The following is a 23,293-nucleotide window of genomic DNA, read 5'->3' as shown; positions in this document are numbered from 1 at the left end:
GCCGCCCGGCCCGCCCGGGCCCTCCTTCGGACTCCCGCTTCAGACCCCCGTCTCCGCCGCGATGCGACCGCTCCGGACCGCCGCCACGAGGTCCGCGTGGTCCGCCTCCGTCCGGTCCGCGTACGCCACCGCGAACGCCGCCACCGCCTCGTCCAGTTCCTCACTGCGGCCGCAGTAGCCCGCTATCAGCCGGGGGTCGGCACTGTGCGCGTGCGCCCGCGCCAGCAGCGCGCCGGTCATCCGCCCGTAGTCGTCGAGCTCGGCCGCCGTCAGCGCCGCCGGGTCCACGCTGCCCTTCCGGTTGCGGAACTGCCGTACCTGGAACGGCCGGTCCCGCACGGTGGACCAGCCGAGCAGGACATCGCTCACCACCTGCATCCGCTTCTGTCCCAGCACGATCCGCCGGCCCTCGTGCCCGGTCTCCGGAGCCGGGCGGCCCAGCCGCGGGTCCAGCGCGGTCTTCTCCAGATACGGCAGGAGCACCGACGGCCGCGCCTCCTTCACCTGGAGCACGAGGGGCGCCCCGCGGTGGTCCAGCAGCAGCACCACATAGGACCGCAGCCCCACGCTGCCGGTGCCCACCACCCGGAACGCCACGTCCTGCACCGAGAACCGCGCGAGCAGCGGCAGCCGGTCCTCCGGGAGCGTCCCCAGGTACTCGCCCAGCGAGCCCGCCACGGCGGCGGCCTCCTCGTCCTCCACCCGGCGCAGCACCGGCGGCGCGTCCGTGAAGCGCCGGGAGCCGTCGGGCAGCCGCTCCGTGGACTTGGCGGCGAACCGCGCGCTCGTGTTGCGCCGCGCCTTCTCCGCGACGCGCCCCAGCGTGCCCAGCAGATCGTGGGCGTCGGTGTGCGAGACGAGCTCCTCGTCGGCGATGGCGTTCCAGGCGTCCAGCACCGGGAGCTTCGCCAGCAGCCGCATGGTCCGCCGGTAGGCGCCGGCGGCGTCGCAGGCGGCGGCGCGGCAGCTGTCCTCGGCGGCGCCGCTCTGCCGGCCCGCCAGCACCAGCGAGGCGGCGAGCCGCTTGAGATCCCACTCCCAGGGGCCGTACGCCGTCTCGTCGAAGTCGTTGATGTCGATGACCAGTCCGCCCCGGGCGTCGCCGTACAGCCCGAAGTTGGCCGCGTGGGCATCCCCGCACAGCTGGGCGCCGATCCCGCTGACCGCCGTGCCCACCAGGTCGTAGGCCATCAGCCCGGCGGAGCCGCGCAGAAAGGCGAAGGGGCTCGCGGCCATCCGGCCGACCCGGATCGGGGTGAGCTCCGGCAGCCGGCCGGTGTTGGACTCCTCGACCGCGCGGACCGCGCCCGGCCGGTCCGGTGCCGTGCTCAGCCCGCCGTGCGCGGACCGCGGCACCCGCTGCCGCAGTTCCTTGCCCAGCCGCTTGGGGGAGACCGCGAAATCCGCCGGCCGGGGGGCGAAGCCCGGCACCGCCGGGATCCGGTGGTCCGGTCGCGCCCGCCCCGCGCCGCCGGGCCCCGGCCCGGCAGCGCTCCGCCCCGGTCCGGCCGCCGGACGGTGCGCCCCGGCCCCGCCCGGGCCCGGCTCCCCGCCGGGCCGCGTCTCCACCGGCGCCCGCGTCTCCACCGGCCCGCCGGCTCCCGTCTCCGCCATGTCCTGTCGCCTCCCCCGCCGCCGCGGCCGCCGTCCGATACGGCGGCCCGCCCTCGACTGCCCACGACCGTACCCCCGGCCACCGGCACCGGGCACTCCCCTGTGGACAACTCCTCCACAGGGCTCCCGGCCCCGGTCCCACCTGTGCACCGGCCTTCATCCCCCCGGATGCGCGGCCCCGGCTGCCCCGCCGTCCCGGCCGCTCCCGGTGCCGGCCCGTCCCCGCCCCCCTTCCTCCCCGGCCCCTGCCCCGTGCGTGCCTCAGGCCCCCAGCCCCGCGTCCCGTGCCAGCAGCGCCGCCTGGACCCGGTTCCCGCAGTCCAGCTTCGCCAGGATGCGGCTGACGTAGGTCTTCACCGTCGCCTCGCTCATATGGATCCGCGCGCCCGCGTCCGCGTTCGAGAGTCCCTCGCCCAGCAGGGCCAGCACCTCGCGCTCCCGCGCGGTCAGCGTCTCCAGGCGGCGGCGCGCCTCCTCCGCCCGTGCCGACGCGCGGCCCGCTCCCCCCGACGCCAGCGAGTCGACGACATGCCGCGTCGCCGCGGGCGACAGATAGGCGTCCCCCGCGGCCGCCGCCCGTACCGCCCGGATCAGCTCCCCGGGAGCCGAGTCCTTCAGCAGGAACCCGGCCCCGCCCGTCCCCAGCGTCCGCAGGACGTTCTCCCGCTCGCCGAAGGTGGTGAGCACGAGCACCCGCGCGTCCGGGGCGGCCCGCCGCAGCTCCGGTAGGGCCGACAGCCCGTCCATCACCGGCATCTGGAGGTCCAGCAGCACGACGTCGACGCCGTGCGCGCGGGCCAGTTCGACCGCCTCCCGGCCGTTGCCCGCCTCGGCCACGACGTCGATGTCCTGGTCCGAGGTGAGGATCATTCTGATGCCCGCCCTGATGAGCGGCTCGTCGTCCACGACGAGGACCTTGATCACAGCTCTCCTGTCCGACGGCCGTTTCCTCCGGTGGAGCCCCCGGGGCTCCACGCCCGGTGACGTGCGGGGAACACCCTCACCCGAGCCGGGCGGAGCGGAGCACGGGAGACCGGGCGCAGCGGCCCGCGCGGACGGGCCGGCTACAGCCGGCCGTCGTAGGACCGCTTCTGCACCAGTTTTCCGTCCCGGAAGCAGAAGCGGAACGCCGGATCGACATCCCAGTCCGCCGAGGTCTCGGTGGACAGCAGCGCCAGGCAGCGGGAACCCTCCGGCCGCGGTGGCCCCTGCTCCGCCAGTCCGTCCGTCAGCCACGAACGCCCCTCCGGCAGCTTCTTGCGCACCTCGGCCTCGGAGTCCCCGACCCGCACCGACTGGTAGACCTTGGGCGTGATCATCGACGCATCCATCGACCGGAACAGCGTCACGGCCCCCCAGCCGAGGAGGGCCACCACCACCAGCAGCACCAGCACGGCGATCCCGCAGCCGGTGGCCACGCCCCCGGACCTGCTGCCGCGGACCGCGCCGGGCCCGCCCTGCGGCCGGTACGCCCAGGGGTCCGGGGGATCCCCGCTCACGGCGCCCGGAACGGGGAGGACGTCCAGCCCGGCCGCGCCGCCCGGCCCGTGGAGCTCGGCGGCGCCCTCGGTGCCGTACGGGCCCGCCGCACCGTAGCGGTCCTCCCCGGCGCTCCCGGGGCGTTCCCGCGCCCCTCCCTGCTCCGGCCCGTACGGCAGCACGCCCGCCAGCCGGAAGCCGCCGCCGTCCACCGGGCCGGCGTGCACCATGCCGCCGACCAGCCGGGCCCGTTCGCGCAGCCCGGGGAGCCCCTGCCCGCCGCTCACCTCACTGCCGACCGGAACCGCCGCCCGGACGGCCGCGCCGGCCGCCGCACCGTCACCGCGGCCGCCGCGCCCGCCCACCGCGGCGCCGACGGCCGCGGGAACAGAAGCGGGAACGGAGGCGGGAACGGAAGCGGGAACAGGGACGGGCCGGGCGGCCGGCACCGCGGCCGGGCCGTTGGCGACCTCGACCACGAGCGAGTCCGGCTCGTACCGCAGTTGCACGGTGATCGGCGCGCCCGGCGCGTGCTTGTGCGCGTTCGTCAGCCCCTCCTGCGCGATCCGGTACGCCGCGTGCCCGGCGGCCGGCGGCAGGTCCCGCGGCTCACCGGAGCACACCAGTTCGACCGGTGTCCCGGCGCTCCGCGACGCCTCGACGAGCCCCTCGACGCCCGCCACGCCCCGGGCCGCCGGCCGCGCGTCACCGGCCGGTTCCGGGCCCTCCGTGCCGTCCCGCAGGATGCCCACGGCCTCGCGCAGTTCGTGCATCGCCGCCACCGACGCCTCGCGCAGCACGCCCACCGCCTCGCGCTGCCGTCCCGTCAGTTCGCGGTCCACCTCCAGCGCCCCGGTGTGGACGGCGATCAGCGCGAGCTGGTGGCCGAGGCTGTCGTGCATGTCCTGGGCGATGCGCTGCCGCTCCCGCAGCCGCGCCTGCCGTACGACCATGGCGCGCTCGCGCAGCAGGTGGGCGTTGTGCTCACGCAGGGTGTGCAGCAGGGTGCGGCGCTGCGACCAGTGGCGGCTGGCGAGACCGGGCACCACCGTCGTCGCCAGGAAGAAGGCGGCGGAGAAGACGACCAGGGCCGGCAGCTCCGGCCCGAACCCCGGGTACTCCCTCAGCACCCCCAGCCCCGAGCTGAGGACCAGCGCCGCGGCGAACGCCGCCAGGGCCCGGCCCGCCCCGGTGATCCGCCGCCCCGCGGACCAGCCCGCGGCCATCAGCAGCAGCGCGAAACCGTCCACCAGACCGGATCCGGCCGCGGTGACCACCAGCACCGTCGCCGGGAGCGCCCGCCGCAGCAGTGACAGCACGGCCACCGCCAGTGCGGTGGCCGCCGCGCGGAACCCGCCGCCGTCCCCCAGCGCCTCCATCCCGGCCGCGGACAGTGCCAGCAGCGCGGCCAGCACCAGCTCCCCGGCGATACGCCTGCCCGGCCAGTCGGCCCGGGGGAACAGCCGCCCCCGGAGCTCGCGCGCCCTCTCCCGTACATCCTCCCGTGCTTCCACGGGCCCAACCTAGGCAGGCCGGTGCCCCGGCGGCACCGCCTTTCGTCGCGGCCGCGCGCAACGAAAGTCGTCCCCGGGGGCACCGCCGGCCGGCCCTGCGGGTGCCCCGGGGGACAACCCGGGAGAGCGGCGGATCCCGGTTCGGTGTTCTGATTCGACACACTTCTATGTTGACGTTCTTCGATTCAAGCATCACTCTTGATTCCACAACCGTCAATGCAGGATCGATCCCAGGAGAGTCCTCATGAACGACCAGTCCGAGCTGCGCGAGACCGTCCGCGCCGGATACGCCGCCGCCGCACTCCAGGTGACCCGGGGCGGGACCGCGTGCTGCGGATCCGGGTCCCCGGAGATCGACGAGAGCTTCGGCGCCCGCCCCTACGGCGACGAGGACCTCTCGGAGCTCCCCGAGGACGCCGTGGCGGCCTCCCTCGGCTGCGGCAACCCGCTCGCCGTCGCCGAACTGCGCGCGGGCGAACGGGTGCTCGACCTCGGCTCGGGCGGCGGCATCGACGTCCTGCTCTCCGCCCGCCGGGTCGGACCGGAGGGCAAGGCCTACGGCCTGGACATGACCGAGGAGATGCTGGCCCTCGCGCTGGCCAACGCGGAGAAGGCCGGTGCCCGCAACGCCGAATTCCTCAAGGGCACCATCGAGTCCATCCCGCTGCCCGCCGGCACCATCGACGTCGTGATCTCCAACTGCGTGATCAACCTGTCCGTGGACAAGGCCGCCGTCTTCGCCGAGATGTTCCGCGTCCTGAGGCCCGGCGGCCGCATCGGCATCTCGGACGTGGTGGCCGAGGACCACCTCACCCCCGCGCAGCGCGCGGAGCGCGGCGACTACGTGGGCTGCATCGCCGGGGCGCTGTCCTACGCCGAGTACCGCGCCGGCCTGGAGGCGGCCGGGTTCGGCGAGATCGGGATCACGCCGGCGCACGAGGTCGCCGAGGGCATGCGGTCCGCCATCGTCCGGGCGGTCAAGCCCGCGGACGCTCCCGCGGTCCCCGGCGTACGGAGCACTCCGGAGACCACCGCCGGCGGCTCCTGCTGCGGCTGACACCGGCCGCCCGGCTCCACGGCCCCCGGACCGCCCCCGGGCCGGCACCCGCACGAGTGCCGGCCCCGAAGATTCCGATGCCGGGGGTCCGGCGGACCCCCGGCGTGCGGTCCGCTCGGGCCGCCGAGGGCGCTCAGGCCGTCGGCCCCGGGGCGATCTCCTCGATCAGGCCCTCGATCCGGGTCCTGATCTCGTCGCGGATGGGCCGTACGGCGTCGACGCCCTGTCCGGCCGGGTCGTCCAGCTTCCAGTCCAGGTAGCGCTTGCCGGGGAAGACGGGGCAGGTGTCGCCGCAGCCCATGGTGATCACGACATCGGAGGCCCGCACGGCGTCCACGGTCAGCACCTTGGGCACCTCCGCGGACATGTCGACACCCACCTCGCGCATGGCCTCGACGGCGGCGGGGTTGACCCGGTCGGCGGGGGCCGAACCGGCGGAGCGGACCTCGACGCGGTCGCCCGCGAGGTGGGTCAGCCAGGCCGCGGCCATCTGGGAGCGGCCGGCGTTGTGGACGCAGACGAAGAGCACGGAGGGCTTCTCGGTCATCACGGGTTCTCTCTTGCGTAGGGGCGGACCGTGCGGGAGCACACAGGCGCGGCGAAGAGGGCCCGAGGCCACTGGCATCATCCGTCGCTGATGTGAGAGTATCAGCCCATGATGACGTCAGTCGACACTGAACTGATCCGGGTGCTCGCGGACCCGCTCAGGCTGAGAATCGTGACGCTGCTCGCGAGCGAGACGCTGTGCACCACGCATCTGGTCCAGGAGACCGGCGCCCGCCAGACGAACCTCTCCAACCACCTCCGCGTGCTCCGTGAGGCCGGGGTCGTCGAGACCGAGCCCTGCGGCCGCTACACGTACTACAAGCTGCGGCCCGACGTCATCGAAGCCCTGGCCGGCTCCTTCGCCGAGCTGGCCCGCTCCGCCCGCGCCACCCAGGCCACCGACACGAAGAGGTCCTGCCCGTGACCCGCACCGACCCGCCTCCCGCGACGACCGCGGAGGACCCCGGCTCCTCCGTCGTCGCGAAGCTCTCCACGCTCGACCGCTTCCTCGCGGTGTGGATCCTGATCGCCATGGCCGCGGGGCTCGGGCTGGGCCGGCTGGTCCCCGGAATGAACGACGCCCTGGCCGCGGTGGAGATCGGCGGCATCTCGCTGCCCATCGCGCTCGGCCTCCTGATCATGATGTATCCGGTCCTGGCCAAGGTCCGCTACGACAAGCTGGACGCCGTCACCGGCGACAAGCGGCTGATGATCTCCTCGCTGGTGATCAACTGGGTCGTCGGCCCGGCCGTGATGTTCGCCCTCGCCTGGATCTTCCTGCCCGACCTGCCCGAGTACCGCACCGGGCTGATCATCGTCGGCCTGGCCCGCTGTATCGCCATGGTCATCATCTGGAACGACCTGGCCTGCGGCGACCGCGAGGCCGGCGCCGTCCTCGTCGCCCTCAACTCCGTCTTCCAGGTCCTGGCCTTCGGCCTGCTCGGCTGGTTCTACCTCGACCTGCTCCCCGGCTGGCTCGGCCTCGGCGACGGCAGCCGCCTCGACATCTCCATGTGGGAGATCGCCCTCAACGTCGTCATCTTCCTGGGCATCCCGCTCATCGCCGGCTTCCTCACCCGCCGCATCGGCGAACAGCGGATGGGCCGCGAGTCCTACGAGGCGAAGGTGCTCCCGAAGATCGGCCCCTGGGCCCTCTACGGCCTGCTCTTCACCATCGTGGTCCTCTTCGCCCTGCAGGGGAAGACGATCACCTCCCAGCCGCTGGACGTCGCCCGCATCGCCCTCCCCCTGCTCGTCTACTTCGCGGTGATGTGGTTCGGCAGCTTCGCCCTCGGGAAGGCCATCGGCCTGCCCTACGCCCGCTCCGCGACCCTGGCGTTCACGGCCGCCGGGAACAACTTCGAGCTCGCCATCGCTGTCGCCATCGCGACCTTCGGCGTCACCTCCGGCCAGGCGCTCTCCGGCGTCGTCGGCCCCCTGATCGAGGTCCCCGTCCTCATCGGCCTCGTCTACGTGTCACTGGCCTGGCGCAACCGGTTCGCTTCCCCCGTACCGGCCGCCGGCCCGGAAGGAAAGCTGTCATGAACTGCCTCACCTGCACCCTGCACGGGGACACCGCCCCGGCCACCGGCCTCTGCCACACCTGCGGCACCGGAGTCTGCCGGGAGCACACCCGGATCGGACTCCAGCGCGTCCGCCGCGGCCCGATCACCGGCCCGGCGCTGTACGGCACCGAGCGCCGGGTCCTCTGCCCGGACTGCGCGACGGCCGGAGCCGAGGCCCCGGTGGCGGTCACCACGGCCGCGTAACCCGGAGCGTCGGCATCACGGCGGCCCGCGGCGGGCGCACAGGCCCGCCGCGGGCCGCCGGCCGTTCAGCTCCGGGGCGGCCCGGCGGAGTGGAGCGTGTCCAGACGCCGCCGGTACTCCTCGTCGTCGATCTCGCCCCGTGCGAACCGATCGGCGAGGACCTGCTCCGGCGACGGGGGAACGGACCGCTGCGGCTGCTCCGACCGGCTGCCCAGCGCACGGAAGAGCATCACCGCACCGGTGATGATCAGCACCCAGAAGAGGATCATCCCGGCGGACATCGCGAACCAGCCCCAGCCGCTGACATCGTGGTCGTACCAGAACATCATGATCTCTCACGCCCTTCGGATCCCGGGCCGCGAACACGGGCCGGCCGCCCGGGCCGTCCACCGCCCTCACCCTCCAGACTGCCTCTTCTCCCGGCCACCCGCATGAGCCGGTGGGGGCCGTGACCCGGGACCAATTACCCCCACCCTGTAGGGGTAATTCCCCCCATAGGGCACACGGGAGGCCGGACCGAGGCCGCAAGCCCGCCCCACACCCGGCCGGCCGCGGGACCGGACGGGCCCGCCCGGCCGGCCGGCAGCCGGGCGTCAGGCGTCAGGCGTCGATGACGACGGGAATGATGAGGGGCTTGCGGCGGTAGGTGCGGAACGCCCAGGAGGCCACGGCGCGGGCGATGAGCTGTTCGAGCTGGTGGGCCTCTCCGACCCCTTCCTCCGCCGCCTTCGCCAGCGTCTTCTCGATGACGGGGACGACCGGCTCGAACGTGGTGTCGTCGTGGACGAAACCGCGGGCGAGGAAATCGGGGGTCTCCGCCAGGGCTCCGGTGTCGGCGTCGACGATGGCCACCACGGTCACGACGCCCTCCTCGGCCAGCGTGACCCGGTCCTTGAGGGAGGCCTCGGTGGCTCCGCCGACCTCCATGCCGTCCACGTAGATGTTCCCGGCCGGCACCTTGCCGGTGATGGCGGCCCGCCCGTCCACCAGGTCGACGACCACGCCGTCCTCGGCGATGACCACACGGTCGGGGTCGACCCCGGTGCGGACGGCCAGCTCGGCGTTGGCCCGCAGATGGCGCCACTCCCCGTGCACGGGCATGACGTTCCGGGGCTTGACGATGTTGTAGCAGTACACGAGCTCACCGGCGCTGGCGTGCCCCGAGACGTGCACCTTCGCGTTGCCCTTGTGGACGACGTTGGCGCCCCACCGGGTCAGCCCGTTGATCACCCGGTAGATGGCGTTCTCGTTGCCCGGGATGAGGGAGCTGGCCAGCAGCACGGTGTCGCCCTCGCCGATCCGGATCATGTGGTCGCGGTTGGCCATCCGCGACAGCGCGGCCATCGGCTCGCCCTGCGAACCGGTGCACACCAGCGCGATCTTGCTGGGTGGCAGCTTCTCCAGCTCCTTCACCGGCACCACCAGCCCCTGCGGGACCTTCAGATAGCCCAGGTCCCGGGCGATGCCCATGTTGCGGACCATCGACCGGCCCACGAAGGCGACCTTCCGGCCGTGCTGGTGCGCCGCGTCCAGCACCTGCTGGATGCGGTGCACATGGCTGGCGAAGCTGGAGACGATGACCCGCCGCGGCGCGGTGCGCAGCACCTGCTCGATCGCGGGGTTCAGCTCCTGCTCGGAGGTGGTGAAGCCGGGCACCTCGGCGTTGGTGGAGTCGGTGAGGAAGAGGTCGACGCCCTCCTCACCCAGCCGCGCGAAGGCCCGCAGGTCGGTGATGCGCTCGTCCAGCGGGAACTGGTCCATCTTGAAGTCGCCGGTGTGCAGCACCAGTCCCGCGCCGGTGCGGATCGCCACGGCCAGGCCGTCGGGGATGGAGTGGTTGACCGCGACGAACTCGCAGTCGAACGGGCCGAAGCCCCGGCGGTCGCCCTCGCGGACCCGCACCGTGCGGGGCCTGATGCCGTGCTCCTTGAGCTTGGCCTCCAGGAACGCCAGCGTCAGCTTGGAGCCCACGACGGGGATGTCCGCCCGCTCGCGGAGCAGATACGGCACACCGCCGATGTGGTCCTCGTGCCCGTGGGTCAGCACGATCGCCACGATGTCGTCCAGCCGGTCCCGGATCGAGGTGAAGTCGGGGAGGATCACGTCCACCCCGGGCTGGTGCTCCTCGGGGAAGAGCACACCGCAGTCGACGACGAGCAGCTTGCCGGCGTGCTCGAAGACCGTCATGTTGCGGCCGATCTCGCCCAGGCCGCCCAGAGCGACCACCCTCAGCCCGCCGTCGGGCAGCGGAGGAGCGGCTTTCAATTCGGGATGGGGATGACTCATTATCCTGACGCTACCGGAGAGTCCGGCAGGCGGCTCCCCGCCCCCACCGCTCGGGCGACCGGGCACCGCCCGATCGGGTAAGGCCGGGGTGCGCGGCCGCCGCGGCGGACGGGGAGGCGGGCACCGCGGCATGCCGGGCGGGCCCGTGCGGTCTCCGTCCCGGCCCTCCGCGCAAGCGCGGCCGCCACGCCGACGAGGACGGCAACTCCCCTGCCGGCGTGGGGCGTTCGGCCGGACGGCCGGAGGGACGCGGCATGAGCGGCGCCGCTCCCACGGAGGGAGGGGCGGCGCCGCCCGACGACGACGGCGGCCTGTGGGGCCACCCTCGTTTCAGCGATTGCCAACCTACCCTAACGTCAGGGTAGATTCGCGGTCGGCAAGCGTGCCGGGCGGGCGATGCGAGGCCGGGGTGGTGGCCCCCGGCGAGCGCAGCCTGGGGGGGTCCGTCTCTACACCGAGGCGGAGGTGCGGCGGCCGGCGCTGGTGCGGCGGATGCGTCCGCTCGGCTTCTGCCTGGAGGATGTGCGGACGCTGCTAAACGCGCTGGAGCGGTTGCCGGACACCGGCGGACCGCTGCGGACGACCGGGGAACAGGCACACGAGGAACTGGTGACGATCTTGCGGAAGTACTGGGAGAGGGCCGATGCGCGGTGCGAGGACCTGCGCGGTGAGCTGAGGGCGGCGGAGGACTTCGCCGGTTCCCTGCACGGGCATCTCTCGCGGCCGCCGGCCGCCTCGGCGGCGTCCCGGAAGGCGGTCCGGTGAACGCGGCCGCGCAGTGGGCGGCGGGTGAGGCGGCCCGGCGGCGGACCTTCGCCGTGATCAGCCATCCGGACGCGGGCAAGTCGACGCTGACCGAGGCGCTGGCCCTGCACGCGCACGCGATCACCGAGGCGGGCGCGGTGCACGGCAAGGCGGGGCGGCGCGGGGTGGCCTCGGACTGGATGGAGATGGAGAAGGCCCGCGGGATCTCCGTGACCTCCGCGGTGCTGCAGTTCGCCCACCGCGGGTGTGTGCTGAACCTGCTGGACACCCCCGGGCACGCGGACTTCTCCGAGGACACCTACCGGGTGCTGGCCGCGGTGGACTGTGCGGTGATGCTCATCGACGCGGCCAAGGGCCTGGAGGAGCAGACCCGCAAGCTGTTCGACGTCTGCCGGCACCGCCGCATCCCGGTCATCACCTTCGTCAACAAGTGGGACCGGCCCGGCCGGGAGGCCCTGGAGCTGCTGGACGAGATCGAGCGGGAGTTCGGGCTCCGTCCCACTCCGGTGACCTGGCCGGTGGGCATCGCCGGCCATCTGCGCGGGCTCGTGGACGTCCGTGAACCCGAGCGCATGCTGCGCTACACCCGCACCCCGGGCGGGTCCAAGGAGGCGCTGGAGGAGCCGGTCTCCGCCGCCGAGGCCGCCTCCGCGGAAGGTCCGGACTGGGAACAGGCGGTCGAGGAGCTGGAGTTGCTGCAGGCGGACGGGGCCGGGTTCGACCGCGAGTCCTTCCTGGCGGGGAAGTCCACCCCGGTCTTCTTCGGCGCCGCGATCTCCAACATCGGGGTACGGCTGCTGCTCGACGCCCTCGTCGACTACGCGCCGCCGCCCGGACCCCGCGAGCTGGAGGGCGGCGGCACCCGCCCGGTCGACGCCCCGTTCTCCGGCCTGGTCTTCAAGGTGCAGGCCAACATGGACCCCGCGCACCGGGACCGGATCGCGTTCCTGCGGGTCTGCTCCGGGGTGTTCGAACGGGGGGCGACCGTCACCCGCGCCGCCTCCGGCAAGCCGTTCGCGACCAAGTACGCGCACAGCGTCTTCGGCCAGGACCGTTCCATGGTCGACACCGCCTACCCGGGCGACGTCGTCGGCCTGGTCAACGCCGCGGCGCTGCGCGTCGGCGACACCCTCTACGCCGGCCCGCCCGCGGTGTTCCCGGCCATGCCCACCTTCGCGCCCGAGCACTTCGCGGTCGCCCGTCCGGCCGACATCAGCCGCTCCAAGCAGTTCCGGCGCGGTATCGCACAGCTGGACGAGGAGGGCGTGGTGCAGGTCCTGGTGTCCGAGCTCCGCGGCGACCAGGCACCCGTCCTGGCGGCCGTGGGACCCATGCAGTTCGACGTGGTCTCCGCCCGCATGGCCGGGGAGTTCTCCGCCCCCGTACGGCTGGAGCCGCTCCCGTACCACGTGGCCAGGGCCACCGACGCCGAAGGGGCCGAAGCGCTCAACGGTTCCCGGCTGGCCCGCGGCGAGGCCCTGACCAGGATCCGCGACCACGCGCACCTGGCCCTCTTCCAGGACCGCTGGCAGGCCAACTCCTTCCGTCGCGCCTTCCCCGACGCCCGGCTGGAACCCCTGCTGGCCGCCCACCAGTAGACCCCCGCCGGCAGCGGCGGAACGGGCGCCGCTGAGGCGCGGCGACGCCGGCCGTGCGGGACCGTCGGGCACACCCTTTGAGGGCCCGTGGGCGCCTGCGCGCCGTGCCGTTCAGCCGTCCGCGTCCAGCCGCCGGCGCAGCGTGGCGGCGAAGTCCTCGGCGGCCATCAGCTGGGCGCGCAGGGTCTCGCAGCGGGCGTCGGCGACCTTGCGGTACGCGTCCAGCCGCTCGCGCAGCCGTTCCCGCTCCCCGCCCGCCGGCGGATCTCCGTCGCCCGAGAGGCGGTCGGTGATCTCCAGCAGGTCCCGCATCTCCTCCAGGGAGAAGTCCAGCGGCTTCATCCGGCGGACGACCATGAGGCGTTCGACGTCGGCGTCGGTGTAGAGGCGGAAGCCGCCCTTGCTGCGGGCGGAGGGGCTGACCAGACCGACGTCCTCGTAGTGGCGGATCGTGCGGAGTGACAAGCCGGTCCGCTCGGCCACCTCGCCGATCTGCATCTGCCGCTCCGTCATCGCCGCGCCTGCTCCCTCTGCCGTTCCACCGCTTCGAACGTTCGCATCGATCCAGCCCACGTGTCTGGAATCACATGATCCGAGCGCTTGTTTGCCTGCATTTCACAGTTCCGATGCGCACCCTGCCCTCACGTCAGGGTAGGGTTTCGACGTGGACGCCCGCGCTGTACAGCTGCGGCCCGGGCCCCACCGCCGGACTGCGGCCCCGACCGGGCCCCGCCGGCATCCGCAGACTTCCGGGCAATGATGCCCGACCGGCGGCCACCACGGCCGCCACCCCCTACCGGCAGGGCCCCCGTCGAGGCCGGGCCGCCGGGATTCCGCACCGGGTGCGGAGCAGAGCACGCGTGGGCATCCAGCGGTTGGACGTCTGCGCCCGAACAGAAACGGTTGCATGTCCTTCTCGCTGTCCGCAGTGCCCAAGTTCCGCTTGTCCCGGCCCGACTGGCTCGCCTCCCCGAAGGTGTTCCGCACCGAGGTGCTGGCCGGCCTCGTGGTCGCCCTGGCCCTGATCCCGGAGGCCATCTCCTTCTCGATCATCGCCGGAGTCGACCCCGCCATCGGCCTGTTCGCCTCCTTCACCATGGCCGTGGTGATCTCCGTCGTGGGCGGCCGGAAGGCCATGATCTCGGCGGCGACCGGTGCGATCGCGCTGGTCATCGCACCGCTCAACCACGAGTACGGCCTGGGGCACCTGATCGCCGCGGTGATCCTCGGCGGCCTCATGCAGATCGCCCTGGGCGCGGTGGGCGTGGCCAAGCTGATGCGCTTCGTTCCGCGCTCGGTGATGGTCGGCTTCGTCAACGCCCTCGCGATCCTGATCTTCCTGGCCCAGGTCCCCGAGCTGCGGAACGTGCCCTGGGCCGTCTACCCGCTGGTCACCGGGGGCCTTGCGCTGATGGTGCTCTTCCCGCGGCTGACGAAGGCGGTCCCGGCCCCGCTCGTCTCCATCGTCATCCTGACGCTGATCACCATCGGCGCCGGCCTGGCCGTCCCGACGGTCGGCGACAAGGGCGAGCTGCCGTCCTCGCTGCCGGTCCCCGGCCTGCCCGAGGTGCCGCTGACGCTGGAGACGCTCACCGTCATCGCCCCGTACTCCCTCGCCTTCGCGCTGGTCGGCCTGATGGAGTCACTGATGACCGCCAAGCTGGTCGACGACATCACCGACACCCACTCCAACAAGACCCGGGAGTCCATCGGCCAGGGCGTCGCCAACGTCGTCACCGGCTTCTTCGGCGGCATGGGCGGCTGCGCCATGATCGGCCAGACGATGATCAACGTGAAGACCTCCGGGGCCCGCACCCGGCTGTCCACCTTCCTGGCCGGCATGTTCCTGCTGGTCCTGGTCGTGGTCTTCGGGCCCGTCGTCTCCGACATCCCGATGGCCGCCCTGGTCGCCGTGATGATCCTCGTCTCGGCCGCCACCTTCGACTGGCACTCCGTCCAGCCCGGGACGCTGAAGCGGATGCCGCTGGGCGAGACCGTCGTCATGGCCGCGACCGTCGCCGTGGTCGTCATCACCCACAACCTCGCCATCGGCGTGATCGTCGGCTGCGTCACCGCGTTGGTGATCTTCGCCAAGCGCGTCGCCCACCTCGCCGAGGTCTCCGGCGTGGTCGACCCCGACGGCAACCAGGTGGTCTACGCGGTCACCGGCGAGCTGTTCTTCGCCTCCTCCAACGACCTCGTCTACCAGTTCGACTACAAGGACGACCCGGACGACGTCGTCATCGACCTCACCGACGCCCACATCTGGGACGCCTCCTCCGTCGCCGCCCTGGACGCCATCGAGACCAAGTACGCCCAGCGCGGCAAGAAGGTCACCATCGTCGGCCTGAACAAGCCCAGCGCCGAGATGCACACCAAGCTCGCCGGCCAGCTCACCGCCGGGCACTGACCCCGCAGTCCCGGCCCGCCGCCTCCCGGCGGGCCGGGACAGGCCGCCGACGACGGTCCCGGCCGGGCCCGTGGTCCCTCGGAATAAGGTCTGATGGGGTGCGGACATCCTCCCGGCGCCCCCGGCCGCCGGGAGGCACGGCTCTCGTGAGGAGGACCCCTGAACCGGCCCGCGGAACAAGCCCGTCCGGACGCCCCGGCGCACGCCCCCGCCACGACCGGCAAGCCGTTCCACGGCTGGCGGATCGTCGCCTACTCGGCGCTCGCCATGGCGATGACGGCCCCCGGCCAGACCGCCGGCATCTCCGTCTTCATCGACCCGCTCATCACCGGTCTCGGCATCAGCCGCACCGAGGTGTCCACGGCCTACCTCACCGGCACGCTCATCGGCGCCTGCGCGATGCCACTGGTGGGCCGCGCGATCGACCGGTACGGCCCCCGGCGGGTGATCGCCGCCGTCGGCGCCGTCTTCGGTGCGGTGCTCCTCGGCCTGTCCTTCGTCACCGGCCTCACCGGGCTGACCGCCGGGTTCGTCGGCGTCCGCATGACCGGCCAGGGCGCTCTCTCCCTCGTGGCCACGACGACCGTCGCCTACTGGTTCGACAAGCGCCGCGGCATGGCCCTCGGCATCACCAGCGCCGTCGGCGCGGCGGGCATCTCCCTCGCCCCGGTCCTGGTGGAGCGGCTGATCCACGGGTACGGCTGGCGCCAGGCGTGGGCGATCGAGGGCATCGCCGTCTGGCTCATCGTCCTTCCCCTCGCCCTGTTCGGCATCCGCAACCGGCCCGCCGACCTCGGCCAGCACGTCGACGGCATCCCCCCGGCCCCCGGAGCGGACACCGGGGGCCCGCCCGCCGGTGTGCCCCTGCGCCGGGCCCTGCGCACCGGGATGTTCTGGGCCGTGGCGGCCGGTCTGTCCGCCAGCAGCATGCTCACCACCGGCCTGAACTTCCACCAGATCGCCCTGCTCGGCGAACGCGGGCTCACCCCCGTCGAAGCCGCCGCCAACTTCCTGCCGCAGACGGCCGCGGCCCTGCTGGCCACGCTCGCCGCCGGGGCCCTCGTGGACCGCCTGCCGCCCAGAGCCGTCCTCGCCGGCGCCATGGCGGTCCTCGCCGGCGCCGTGCTCTCCGCGCGGTACGTGGAGCCCGGGTGGACGGCGATCGGCTACGGGCTGCTCCTGGGGGCGTCGGGCGGCCTCCTGCGGGTGATCGAATCCGCCGCCTACCCGCGCTACTTCGGCACCGCCCATCTCGGTGCCATCCGCGGCAGCGCCCACACCCTCACCATCGCCGCGAGCGCCTTCGGACCGCTCGCCATCTCCCTGGGCCACGATCTGACGGGCGGATACGGCACCGCGCTCGTCGTGCTCACCGTCATCCCCGCCGCCGCGGCGCTCACCGCGCTCCTCGCCCGCGAGCCCGCGGTGGTGAGCCGCGCGGCCGGCTGACCGCGGCGGACCGCACGGTCCGGCGGGCGGCCCACCGCGGGCCGGTCACCCCCGTCCGGAAGAGGATCGTGCTCAGTGCGCGGCGAAGATCCCCGCCGAGACCGGGCAGGTGAGGCGGGTGCGCGGACCGGTCTCCCGCCCTGCGCCGCGGTTCAGCGTCCGTAGCGGCCCGGCCCCGGCCCGGCCCGGCAACACGAAACGGGCCTCCCCGAGCGACATGTGTCACTCGAAGAGGCCCGTTCCCGTTACCTCATGCGTGCGCGAGGGGGGAGTTGAACCCCCACGCCCTTTCGGGCACTGGAACCTGAATCCAGCGCGTCTGCCTATTCCGCCACCCGCGCATGGGTGCTGCCGAACGATTCTCTCACATCTCCCGGACCCTCTCGGGCCGGTGGTGTGTGAGCGCCTTCCGACATCCAGAAGATTAGCACGCCGGCCAGGGTGACTTCACATGCGTTCCGGCGCCCCCGCGCGACCCGGCGCAGGGCCCGCGCCGGTGCCGCGTTCCCCGCCCCGTGCGTCCGCTCTCTCCCCATCCGTCCCGGCGATCTTCTCCCGGAGCTCCGCTTTCCCGCCCCCGACCGCCCGAGCACCCCGCAGGTTGCGGGACACTGTTGGCAGCCGCCTCTACGATCCTGTGAGCGGCGACACTGACAGGCAGGGGCGGGATGTGGAACCAGTCGTGTTTGCGGCTCGTGGATACGATCAGTAGGCAGTACCAGCGGCGGGTTGCGGCACGGGTCAGGGAAGGAGGTGCCCAGTGGGAGTACTGAAGCGCTTCGAGCAGCGTCTCGAGGGTCTCGTGAACGGCACCTTCGCCAAGGTGTTCAAGTCCGAGGTGCAGCCGGTCGAGATCGCCGGCGCGCTCCAGCGCGAGTGCGACAACAACGCGACCATCTGGAACCGCGAGCGGACGGTCGTGCCCAATGACTTCATCGTCGAGCTGAGCGCACCGGACTTCGAGCGCCTCAGCCCGTACTCCGGCCAGCTGGGCGACGAACTGTCCGGCATGGTCCGCGACTACGCCAAGCAGCAGCGCTACACCTTCATGGGCTCGGTCCAGGTCCATCTGGAGAAGGCCGAGGACCTCGACACCGGCCTGTACCGGGTCCGCAGCCGCACCCTCGCCTCCAGCGAGTCCCAGGCCCCGGCCGGCCGCCGCCCCGCCGCGGCGCCGCACCCCGGCGGCTACCCGGCGCAGCCCGGCGGTCCGCCGCCGATGCCGTCCTCGCCGCCGCCCGGCCCCCCGCCCGGGCCTCCACCCGGACCGGCGCCGGTGTCGCGGCTGCCCGGCGCGTCACCGCTGCCCGGCGCGCAGACCCGCCGCTGGATCGAGATCAACGGCACCCGCCACCAGATCTCCCGTCCGACGCTGGTCCTCGGCCGCAGCACCGAGACCGACGTCCGCATCGACGACCCCGGAGTCTCCCGCCGGCACTGCGAAATCCGGACGGGGACGCCCACGGTGATCCAGGATCTCGGGTCGACCAACGGCATCGTGGTGGACGGACAGCACACCACCCGCGCTACGCTCCGCGACGGCTCGCGAATCGTCGTGGGCAGTACCACCATCGTTTACCGGCAAGCCGAAGGGTGAAGCGGGGGCAATGTCAGAGCTGACCCTGACGGTCATGCGGCTGGGTTTTCTCGCCGTACTGTGGCTGTTCGTCATCGTGGCCGTACAGGTCATCCGCAGCGATCTGTTCGGCACCCGCGTGACGCAGCGCGCGGCACGCCGCGGCGCCGAGTCCGGCCGCGCGGCCCCGGCGGCACGTCCGCCGCAGCCCCCGCGCCAGCAGACGGGCGGCCGCGGCGGGGGCCGGCAGCGGCGTGGCGCCCCGACCAAACTCGTCGTCACCGAGGGCACGTTGACGGGCACCACCGTCGCGCTGCAGGGGCAGACCATCAGCCTCGGCCGGGCGCACGACTCGACCATCGTGCTCGACGACGACTACGCCTCCAGCCGGCACGCCAGGATCTACCCGGACCGGGACGGCCAGTGGATCGTCGAGGACCTCGGCTCCACCAACGGCACCTATCTCGACCGGAACCGACTCACCGCGCCGACGCCGATTCCGCCGGGTGCGCCGATCCGCATCGGCAAGACCGTCATCGAGCTGCGGAAGTAGTAAGACAATGAGCGAGCGGAGCGAGCGCGCCCCGGCGGACACAGCCGCCGGGACCGTCCCGGCAGGGGACTCCCGCGCGCTCCCGACCGGAGGGTGGGCACCGTGCGGATGTACCCGGAGCCGACAGGCGAGGTGCGCATGAGTCTGTCACTGCGCTTCGCCGCCGGATCGCACAAAGGCATGATCCGCGAGGGCAACGAGGACTCCGGTTACGCCGGCCCCCGCCTCCTCGCCATCGCCGACGGCATGGGCGGCCAGGCGGCGGGCGAGGTCGCCAGCTCCGAGGTGATCTCCACCCTCGTCCAGCTCGACGACGACGTCCCCGGCTCGGACGTCCTCACCTCCCTCGGCACGGCCGTGCAGCGCGCCAACGACCAGCTGCGCGTGATGGTGGAGGAGGACCCGCAGCTGGAGGGCATGGGCACCACCCTCACCGCGCTGCTGTGGACGGGCCGCCGCCTCGGCCTGGTCCACGTCGGCGACTCCCGCGCCTACCTCCTCCGCGACGGCGTCCTCTCCCAGATCACCCAGGACCACACCTGGGTCCAGCGGCTGGTGGACGAGGGCCGGATCACCGAGGAGGAGGCCACCACCCACCCGCAGCGCTCCCTGCTGATGCGCGCGCTGGGCAGCGGCGACCACGTCGAGCCCGATCTCTCCATCCGCGAGGTCCGGGCCGGCGACCGCTACCTCATCTGCTCCGACGGGCTCTCCGGCGTCGTCAGCCACCAGACGCTGGAGGACACCCTCGCCGGCTACCAGGGCCCGCACGAGACCGTGCAGGAGCTCATCCAGCTCGCGCTGCGCGGCGGCGGCCCCGACAACATCACCTGCATCGTGGCCGACGTCCTCGACGTGGACGGCACCGACACCCTCTCCGGCCGGCTCAACGACACCCCCGTGGTGGTCGGCGCCGTCGCCGAGAACCAGGCGCAGCTCGGCGACAACGGCGCGATGCAGACCCCGGCGGGGCGCGCGGCCGGCCTCGGCCGGGGTGTGCCCCAGCAGGGCCAGAACCCCGGCGCCCCGGCGGGCGGTTTCGGCCCGCCCGGCAGCGGCGACCCGATCGGCGACCCGCCCGGTGACGGCGTCTACGGCGACTACGCCGGTGGTGATCTGAGCAAGCCGCGGCGCGGCAAGTGGCTCAAGAGATCCCTGGGGCTCGTCCTCGTGCTGGGCGTCCTCGGCGGCGGCCTCTACGCCGGATACCGCTGGACCCAGACCCAGTACTACGTGGGCACCGAGGGCGAGCACGTCGCGCTCTACCAGGGGATCAGCCAGGACCTCGCCTGGATCAGCCTCAACAAGGTCCACGAGGACCACCCCGAGATCGAACTCAAGTACCTTCCGGTCTACCAGCGCAACCAGGTCAAGGAGACCATCGCGGTCGCGAGCCTCTCGCAGGCCCGCGACAAGGTCGGCGACCTCGGCAAGCAGGCCACCGCCTGCCGCAAGAAGGCCGAACAGCAGGCCGCCGCCGAGGAACAGGCCGCCAAGGAGAAGGAAGCCGAGGAACGGCAGAAGGAGGCCGGCGCCCCGGGCGACCGGACCGGCACCGAGGACCAGGACAACGACGCCAGCAGGGCCGCCACTCCGTCGCCGGGCCCCAGCCTTTCGGAGGAAGAGCAACGGCTGGCCAAGCAGTGCGACAGCACGCAGCCGTAGGGGGCCAGCCATGAGCAGTTCAGCCAACACCACCACCATCGGGCCGATGGGCGCACCGAGCCGGCGCAACACCGAGCTGGCGCTGCTCGTCTTCGCCGTGCTCATCCCCGTCTTCGCCTACGTCAACGTGGGCCTGGCGAAGGAGGGCACCGTCCCCGCGGGGGTCTTCGGCTACGCCGCGGGCCTCGGCCTGCTGGCGGGTATAGCCCACTTCATGGTGCGCAAGTTCGCGCCGTACGCCGACCCGCTGATGCTGCCGATCGCCACCCTCCTCAACGGCCTCGGCCTGGTGCTGATCTGGCGGCTCGACCTGGAGCCGAGCATCACCACCCCGCGGCTCGGCGGCGCGATGGCGCCCGGCCAGCTGATGTGGTCCACCCTCGGCATCGCCCTCTTCCTCGGCGTGCTGTTCTTCCTCAAGGACCACCGGGTGCTCCAGCGCTACACCTACATCTCCATGGTGGTGGCGCTGATCCTGCTGATCCTGCCGATGTTCTTCCCGGCCCGCTTCGGCGCCCGGATCTGGATCACCATTCCGGGCGTCGGCTCGCTCCAGCCGGGCGAGTTCGCCAAGATCATCATCGCGGTCTTCTTCGCCGGCTACCTGATGGTCAAGCGGGACGCCCTCGCCCTCGCCAGCCGCCGCTTCATGGGCATGTACCTGCCCCGCGGCCGGGACCTCGGACCGATCATCGTCATCTGGGCGCTCAGCCTGATGATCCTGATCTTCGAGACCGACCTCGGCACCTCGCTGCTCTTCTTCGGCCTCTTCGTGATCATGCTGTACGTGGCCACCGAGCGCACCAGCTGGGTTGTCTTCGGCCTCACCCTCAGCGCCGTGGGCGCCGTCGCCGTCGCCTCCTTCGCCTCCCACGTCCAGAGCCGGGTCCACAACTGGCTGAACCCGCTGGAGCTGCAGGACGGCGGTGTCACCGAGACCGCGCAGGCCATGTACACCTTCGGCGCGGGCGGCATCCTCGGCTCCGGGCTCGGCCAGGGCTACTCCCGCCTCATCGGCGGCATCGCCCCCAAGAGCGACTACATCCTGGCCACCGTGGGCGAGGAGCTCGGGCTCACCGGCGTCATGGCCGTCCTGGTCCTCTACGCCCTGCTGATCGAGCGCGGGATGCGCACCGCGCTCGCCGCCCGCGACCCGTTCGGCAAACTGCTCGCCGTGGGCCTCGCCGGTGCCTTCGCCCTCCAGGTCTTCGTCGTCGCCGGCGGCGTCACCGGCCTCATCCCGCTGACCGGTATGACGCTGCCGTTCCTCGCCCAGGGCGGTTCCTCCGTGATCGCCAACTGGGCGCTGGTGGCCATCCTGCTGAGAATCAGCGACACCGCCCGCCGCCCGGCCCCCGCCCCGGCACCGTCCACCGACGCCGAGATGACCCAGGTGGTCCGAACGTGAACAAGCCACTCCGCCGTGTAGCGATCTTCTGCGGCCTGCTGATACTGGCCCTGCTGATCCGCGTCAACTGGGTGCAGTTCGTCCAGGCCGACGAACTGCAGAGCGACAAGCACAACCGCAGAGTCGCCATCGAGCGGTACAGCGTGCCGCGCGGCGACATCATCGTCGACGGCAAGGCCATCACCGGCTCCACCACCACCGACAGCGGCGACTTCAAGTACAAGCGCACGTACAAGAACGGTGAGATGTGGGCGCCGGTCACCGGCTACGCCTCCCAGGTCTACGACGCCAACCAGCTCGAAAAGCTCTACGACGGCATCCTCACCGGCAACGACGACCGGCTGTTCTTCACCAACACGATCGACATGCTCACCGGCAAGGAGAAGACCGGCGGCCAGGTCGTCACCACGCTCAACGCCAAGGCGCAGAAGGCCGCGTTCGAGGGCCTGGGCGACAAGAAGGGCGCCGTGGCGGCGATCAACCCGTCCACCGGCGCGATCCTCGCCCTCGCCAGCGCCCCGAGCTACGACCCGTCCGACATCGCCGGCATGAGCGAGGAGGAGGGCGAGAACTACCAGAAGCTCCTCAAGGACCCGGACAAGCCGATGCACAACCGGGCGCTGCGCGAGACCTTCTTCCCCGGCTCGACCTTCAAGGTGGTCACCGCGGCCGCGGCGCTCGAGCACGGTCTGATCGACGACATCGACGCCAGGACGGACACCCCGGACCCCTACATCCTCCCGAACACGCAGACCGAGCTGAAGAACGACGGGCCCCACCCGACGTGTGAGAAGGGCTCCCTGCGGGAGGCCCTGCGGGTCTCCTGCAACACGGTCTTCGGCAAGATCGGTGCCGATCTCGGCCGGGACAAGCTGGTCGAGACGGCCAAGAAGTTCGGCTTCAACAACTCCGAGATCGACACCCCGGTCCGGGCCGGCCGCAGCAACGTCTCCACCGAGATGGACAAGCCGCAGACGGCGCTCTCCGCCATCGGCCAGTTCGAGACGGCGGCCACCCCACTCCAGATGGCCATGGTCACCGCGGCCGTCGCCAACGACGGCAAGCTGATGCAGCCGTACATGGTCGACGAACTGCGGGCGCCGAACCTCAATGTGATCGAGCAGACGAGCCCCGAGGAGATGAGCCGGCCGCTCTCTCCGGAGAACGCGCAGAAGCTGCAGTCCGCGATGGAGACGGTGGTCGAGAAGGGCACCGGCACAGCCGCGCGGATCCCCGGCGTGACCGTCGGCGGCAAGACCGGTACCGCCCAGCGCGGTGTCGACAACAGCGAGAAGCCGTACGCCTGGTTCATCTCCTACGCGAAGACGGACGAGGGTTCCCCGGTCGCCGTGGCCGTCGTGGTCGAGGACTCCGACGCCGCCCGCGCCGACATCAGCGGTGGCGGGCTGGCCGCTCCGATCGCGGAAGACGTCATGCGGGCCGTACTGAAGAAGTGATCTCGGTCACCCCATGAAGCGATCCGCCCTTCTTGTCGTACCGGTCGTGTATCAGCTCGCCCTGACGCCCGGACCGCTTAAGACGCGCCGGGTACGGTATGCCCGGACAGCACACCGCCGGGCCCCATGTCGGTGCGGTCGGGAATG

General features: G+C 72.5%; 20 protein-coding genes and 1 tRNA gene. 13 read left to right on the top strand and 8 right to left on the bottom strand.

Features of this window, described 5'->3' with window-relative positions:
- Window positions 1–39 precede the first annotated feature (39 nt).
- The 3 genes from SXIN_RS15425 to SXIN_RS15415 form a co-directional block, all read right to left on the bottom strand.
- The gene (locus SXIN_RS15425; RefSeq protein ID WP_095757112.1) at window positions 40–1,614 is read right to left on the bottom strand and encodes a DUF2252 domain-containing protein; all 1,575 of its coding nucleotides are present in this window, start codon (window positions 1,612–1,614) and stop codon (window positions 40–42) included.
- A gap of 261 nt (window positions 1,615–1,875) precedes the next feature.
- The gene (locus tag SXIN_RS15420; RefSeq protein ID WP_019707336.1) at window positions 1,876–2,538 is read right to left on the bottom strand and encodes a response regulator; all 663 of its coding nucleotides are present in this window, start codon (window positions 2,536–2,538) and stop codon (window positions 1,876–1,878) included.
- 140 nt (window positions 2,539–2,678) lie between these two features.
- The gene (locus tag SXIN_RS15415; RefSeq protein ID WP_420341049.1) at window positions 2,679–4,607 is read right to left on the bottom strand and encodes a sensor histidine kinase; all 1,929 of its coding nucleotides are present in this window, start codon (window positions 4,605–4,607) and stop codon (window positions 2,679–2,681) included.
- Window positions 4,608–4,851: 244 nt separating this feature from the next.
- Between SXIN_RS15415 and arsM the strand changes: the two genes are divergently transcribed.
- Window positions 4,852–5,664 carry an arsenite methyltransferase gene (gene arsM, locus SXIN_RS15410; protein ID WP_019707338.1) on the top strand — a complete coding sequence of 271 codons (813 nt, stop codon included), beginning with the start codon at window positions 4,852–4,854 and terminating at the stop codon, window positions 5,662–5,664.
- A 133-nt stretch (window positions 5,665–5,797) separates the two neighbouring features.
- Here the strand turns inward: arsM and SXIN_RS15405 are convergent, their stop codons facing one another.
- Window positions 5,798–6,211 (bottom strand): arsenate reductase ArsC, encoded by a 414-nt coding sequence (locus SXIN_RS15405; RefSeq protein WP_019707339.1) that lies wholly within the window; start codon window positions 6,209–6,211, stop codon window positions 5,798–5,800.
- A 108-nt stretch (window positions 6,212–6,319) separates the two neighbouring features.
- On the opposite strand from SXIN_RS15405, the gene SXIN_RS15400 reads away from it, so the two are divergent.
- From SXIN_RS15400 to SXIN_RS15390, 3 genes are read left to right on the top strand one after another with little or no spacing between them, the layout of a single operon-like run.
- Entirely contained in the window at window positions 6,320–6,634 is a 315-nt protein-coding gene (locus SXIN_RS15400; protein ID WP_019707340.1) for an ArsR/SmtB family transcription factor, read from the top strand.
- On the top strand, window positions 6,631–7,755 hold the full coding sequence (gene arsB, locus SXIN_RS15395) for an ACR3 family arsenite efflux transporter (protein ID WP_019707341.1): 1,125 nt from the start codon (window positions 6,631–6,633) through the stop codon (window positions 7,753–7,755). The genes SXIN_RS15400 and arsB overlap by 4 nt, the downstream gene beginning before the upstream one ends.
- Window positions 7,752–7,979 (top strand): DUF2180 family protein, encoded by a 228-nt coding sequence (locus SXIN_RS15390; protein WP_019707342.1) that lies wholly within the window; start codon window positions 7,752–7,754, stop codon window positions 7,977–7,979. Before arsB ends, SXIN_RS15390 begins: the two co-directional genes overlap by 4 nt.
- Window positions 7,980–8,044: 65 nt before the next feature.
- Here SXIN_RS15390 and SXIN_RS15385 read toward each other — a convergent pair whose 3' ends face one another.
- Together SXIN_RS15385 and SXIN_RS15380 are read right to left on the bottom strand one after the other, a co-directional pair.
- Window positions 8,045–8,308, bottom strand: a complete 264-nt coding sequence (locus SXIN_RS15385) for an SHOCT domain-containing protein (protein WP_019707343.1) — start codon at window positions 8,306–8,308, stop codon at window positions 8,045–8,047.
- A 271-nt stretch (window positions 8,309–8,579) separates the two neighbouring features.
- On the bottom strand, window positions 8,580–10,265 hold the full coding sequence (locus tag SXIN_RS15380) for a ribonuclease J (protein WP_039820330.1): 1,686 nt from the start codon (window positions 10,263–10,265) through the stop codon (window positions 8,580–8,582).
- A 522-nt stretch (window positions 10,266–10,787) separates the two neighbouring features.
- Here SXIN_RS15380 and SXIN_RS15375 point away from each other — a divergent pair.
- Complete coding sequence (locus SXIN_RS15375) at window positions 10,788–11,030, top strand: hypothetical protein (RefSeq protein ID WP_192883590.1); 243 nt, start codon at window positions 10,788–10,790, stop codon at window positions 11,028–11,030.
- Window positions 11,027–12,628 (top strand): peptide chain release factor 3, encoded by a 1,602-nt coding sequence (locus SXIN_RS15370; RefSeq protein ID WP_019707346.1) that lies wholly within the window; start codon window positions 11,027–11,029, stop codon window positions 12,626–12,628. The genes SXIN_RS15375 and SXIN_RS15370 overlap by 4 nt, the downstream gene beginning before the upstream one ends.
- A gap of 111 nt (window positions 12,629–12,739) precedes the next feature.
- Here SXIN_RS15370 and SXIN_RS15365 read toward each other — a convergent pair whose 3' ends face one another.
- Window positions 12,740–13,141: a MerR family transcriptional regulator gene (locus tag SXIN_RS15365; RefSeq protein WP_019707347.1), complete on the bottom strand. Its 402-nt coding sequence runs from the start codon at window positions 13,139–13,141 to the stop codon at window positions 12,740–12,742.
- A gap of 394 nt (window positions 13,142–13,535) precedes the next feature.
- Between SXIN_RS15365 and SXIN_RS15360 the strand changes: the two genes are divergently transcribed.
- Together SXIN_RS15360 and SXIN_RS15355 are read left to right on the top strand one after the other, a co-directional pair.
- Window positions 13,536–15,038 carry a SulP family inorganic anion transporter gene (locus tag SXIN_RS15360; RefSeq protein WP_019707348.1) on the top strand — a complete coding sequence of 501 codons (1,503 nt, stop codon included), beginning with the start codon at window positions 13,536–13,538 and terminating at the stop codon, window positions 15,036–15,038.
- 267 nt (window positions 15,039–15,305) lie between these two features.
- Window positions 15,306–16,487, top strand: coding sequence for an MFS transporter (locus tag SXIN_RS15355; RefSeq protein WP_019707349.1), 1,182 nt, complete (start codon window positions 15,306–15,308; stop codon window positions 16,485–16,487).
- 257 nt (window positions 16,488–16,744) lie between these two features.
- On the opposite strand, the gene SXIN_RS15350 is transcribed toward SXIN_RS15355, so the two are convergent.
- Window positions 16,745–16,828: transfer RNA gene (locus SXIN_RS15350), tRNA-Leu, on the bottom strand.
- 419 nt (window positions 16,829–17,247) lie between these two features.
- On the opposite strand from SXIN_RS15350, the gene SXIN_RS15345 reads away from it, so the two are divergent.
- The 5 genes from SXIN_RS15345 to SXIN_RS15325 all read left to right on the top strand — a co-directional run bounded on the left by SXIN_RS15345 (window position 17,248) and on the right by SXIN_RS15325 (window position 23,146).
- Window positions 17,248–18,084: an FhaA domain-containing protein gene (locus SXIN_RS15345; protein WP_095757111.1), complete on the top strand. Its 837-nt coding sequence runs from the start codon at window positions 17,248–17,250 to the stop codon at window positions 18,082–18,084.
- 10 nt (window positions 18,085–18,094) lie between these two features.
- Window positions 18,095–18,616 (top strand): FHA domain-containing protein FhaB/FipA, encoded by a 522-nt coding sequence (locus SXIN_RS15340; RefSeq protein WP_095757110.1) that lies wholly within the window; start codon window positions 18,095–18,097, stop codon window positions 18,614–18,616.
- A gap of 138 nt (window positions 18,617–18,754) precedes the next feature.
- A complete protein-coding gene (locus SXIN_RS15335; RefSeq protein WP_238153771.1) occupies window positions 18,755–20,281 on the top strand; it encodes a PP2C family protein-serine/threonine phosphatase in 1,527 nt (508 codons plus the stop codon).
- 10 nt (window positions 20,282–20,291) lie between these two features.
- Window positions 20,292–21,689, top strand: coding sequence for an FtsW/RodA/SpoVE family cell cycle protein (locus tag SXIN_RS15330; protein WP_039820339.1), 1,398 nt, complete (start codon window positions 20,292–20,294; stop codon window positions 21,687–21,689).
- The gene (locus SXIN_RS15325) at window positions 21,686–23,146 is read left to right on the top strand and encodes a peptidoglycan D,D-transpeptidase FtsI family protein (RefSeq protein ID WP_019707353.1); all 1,461 of its coding nucleotides are present in this window, start codon (window positions 21,686–21,688) and stop codon (window positions 23,144–23,146) included. Before SXIN_RS15330 ends, SXIN_RS15325 begins: the two co-directional genes overlap by 4 nt.
- Window positions 23,147–23,293: the final 147 nt, after the last annotated feature.

Source organism: Streptomyces xinghaiensis S187 (assembly GCF_000220705.2).
Lineage (GTDB): Bacteria > Actinomycetota > Actinomycetes > Streptomycetales > Streptomycetaceae > Streptomyces > Streptomyces xinghaiensis.
The sequence above is the reverse complement of the archived record's forward strand: the minus strand, read 5'-3'. Positions and strand labels throughout refer to the sequence as shown.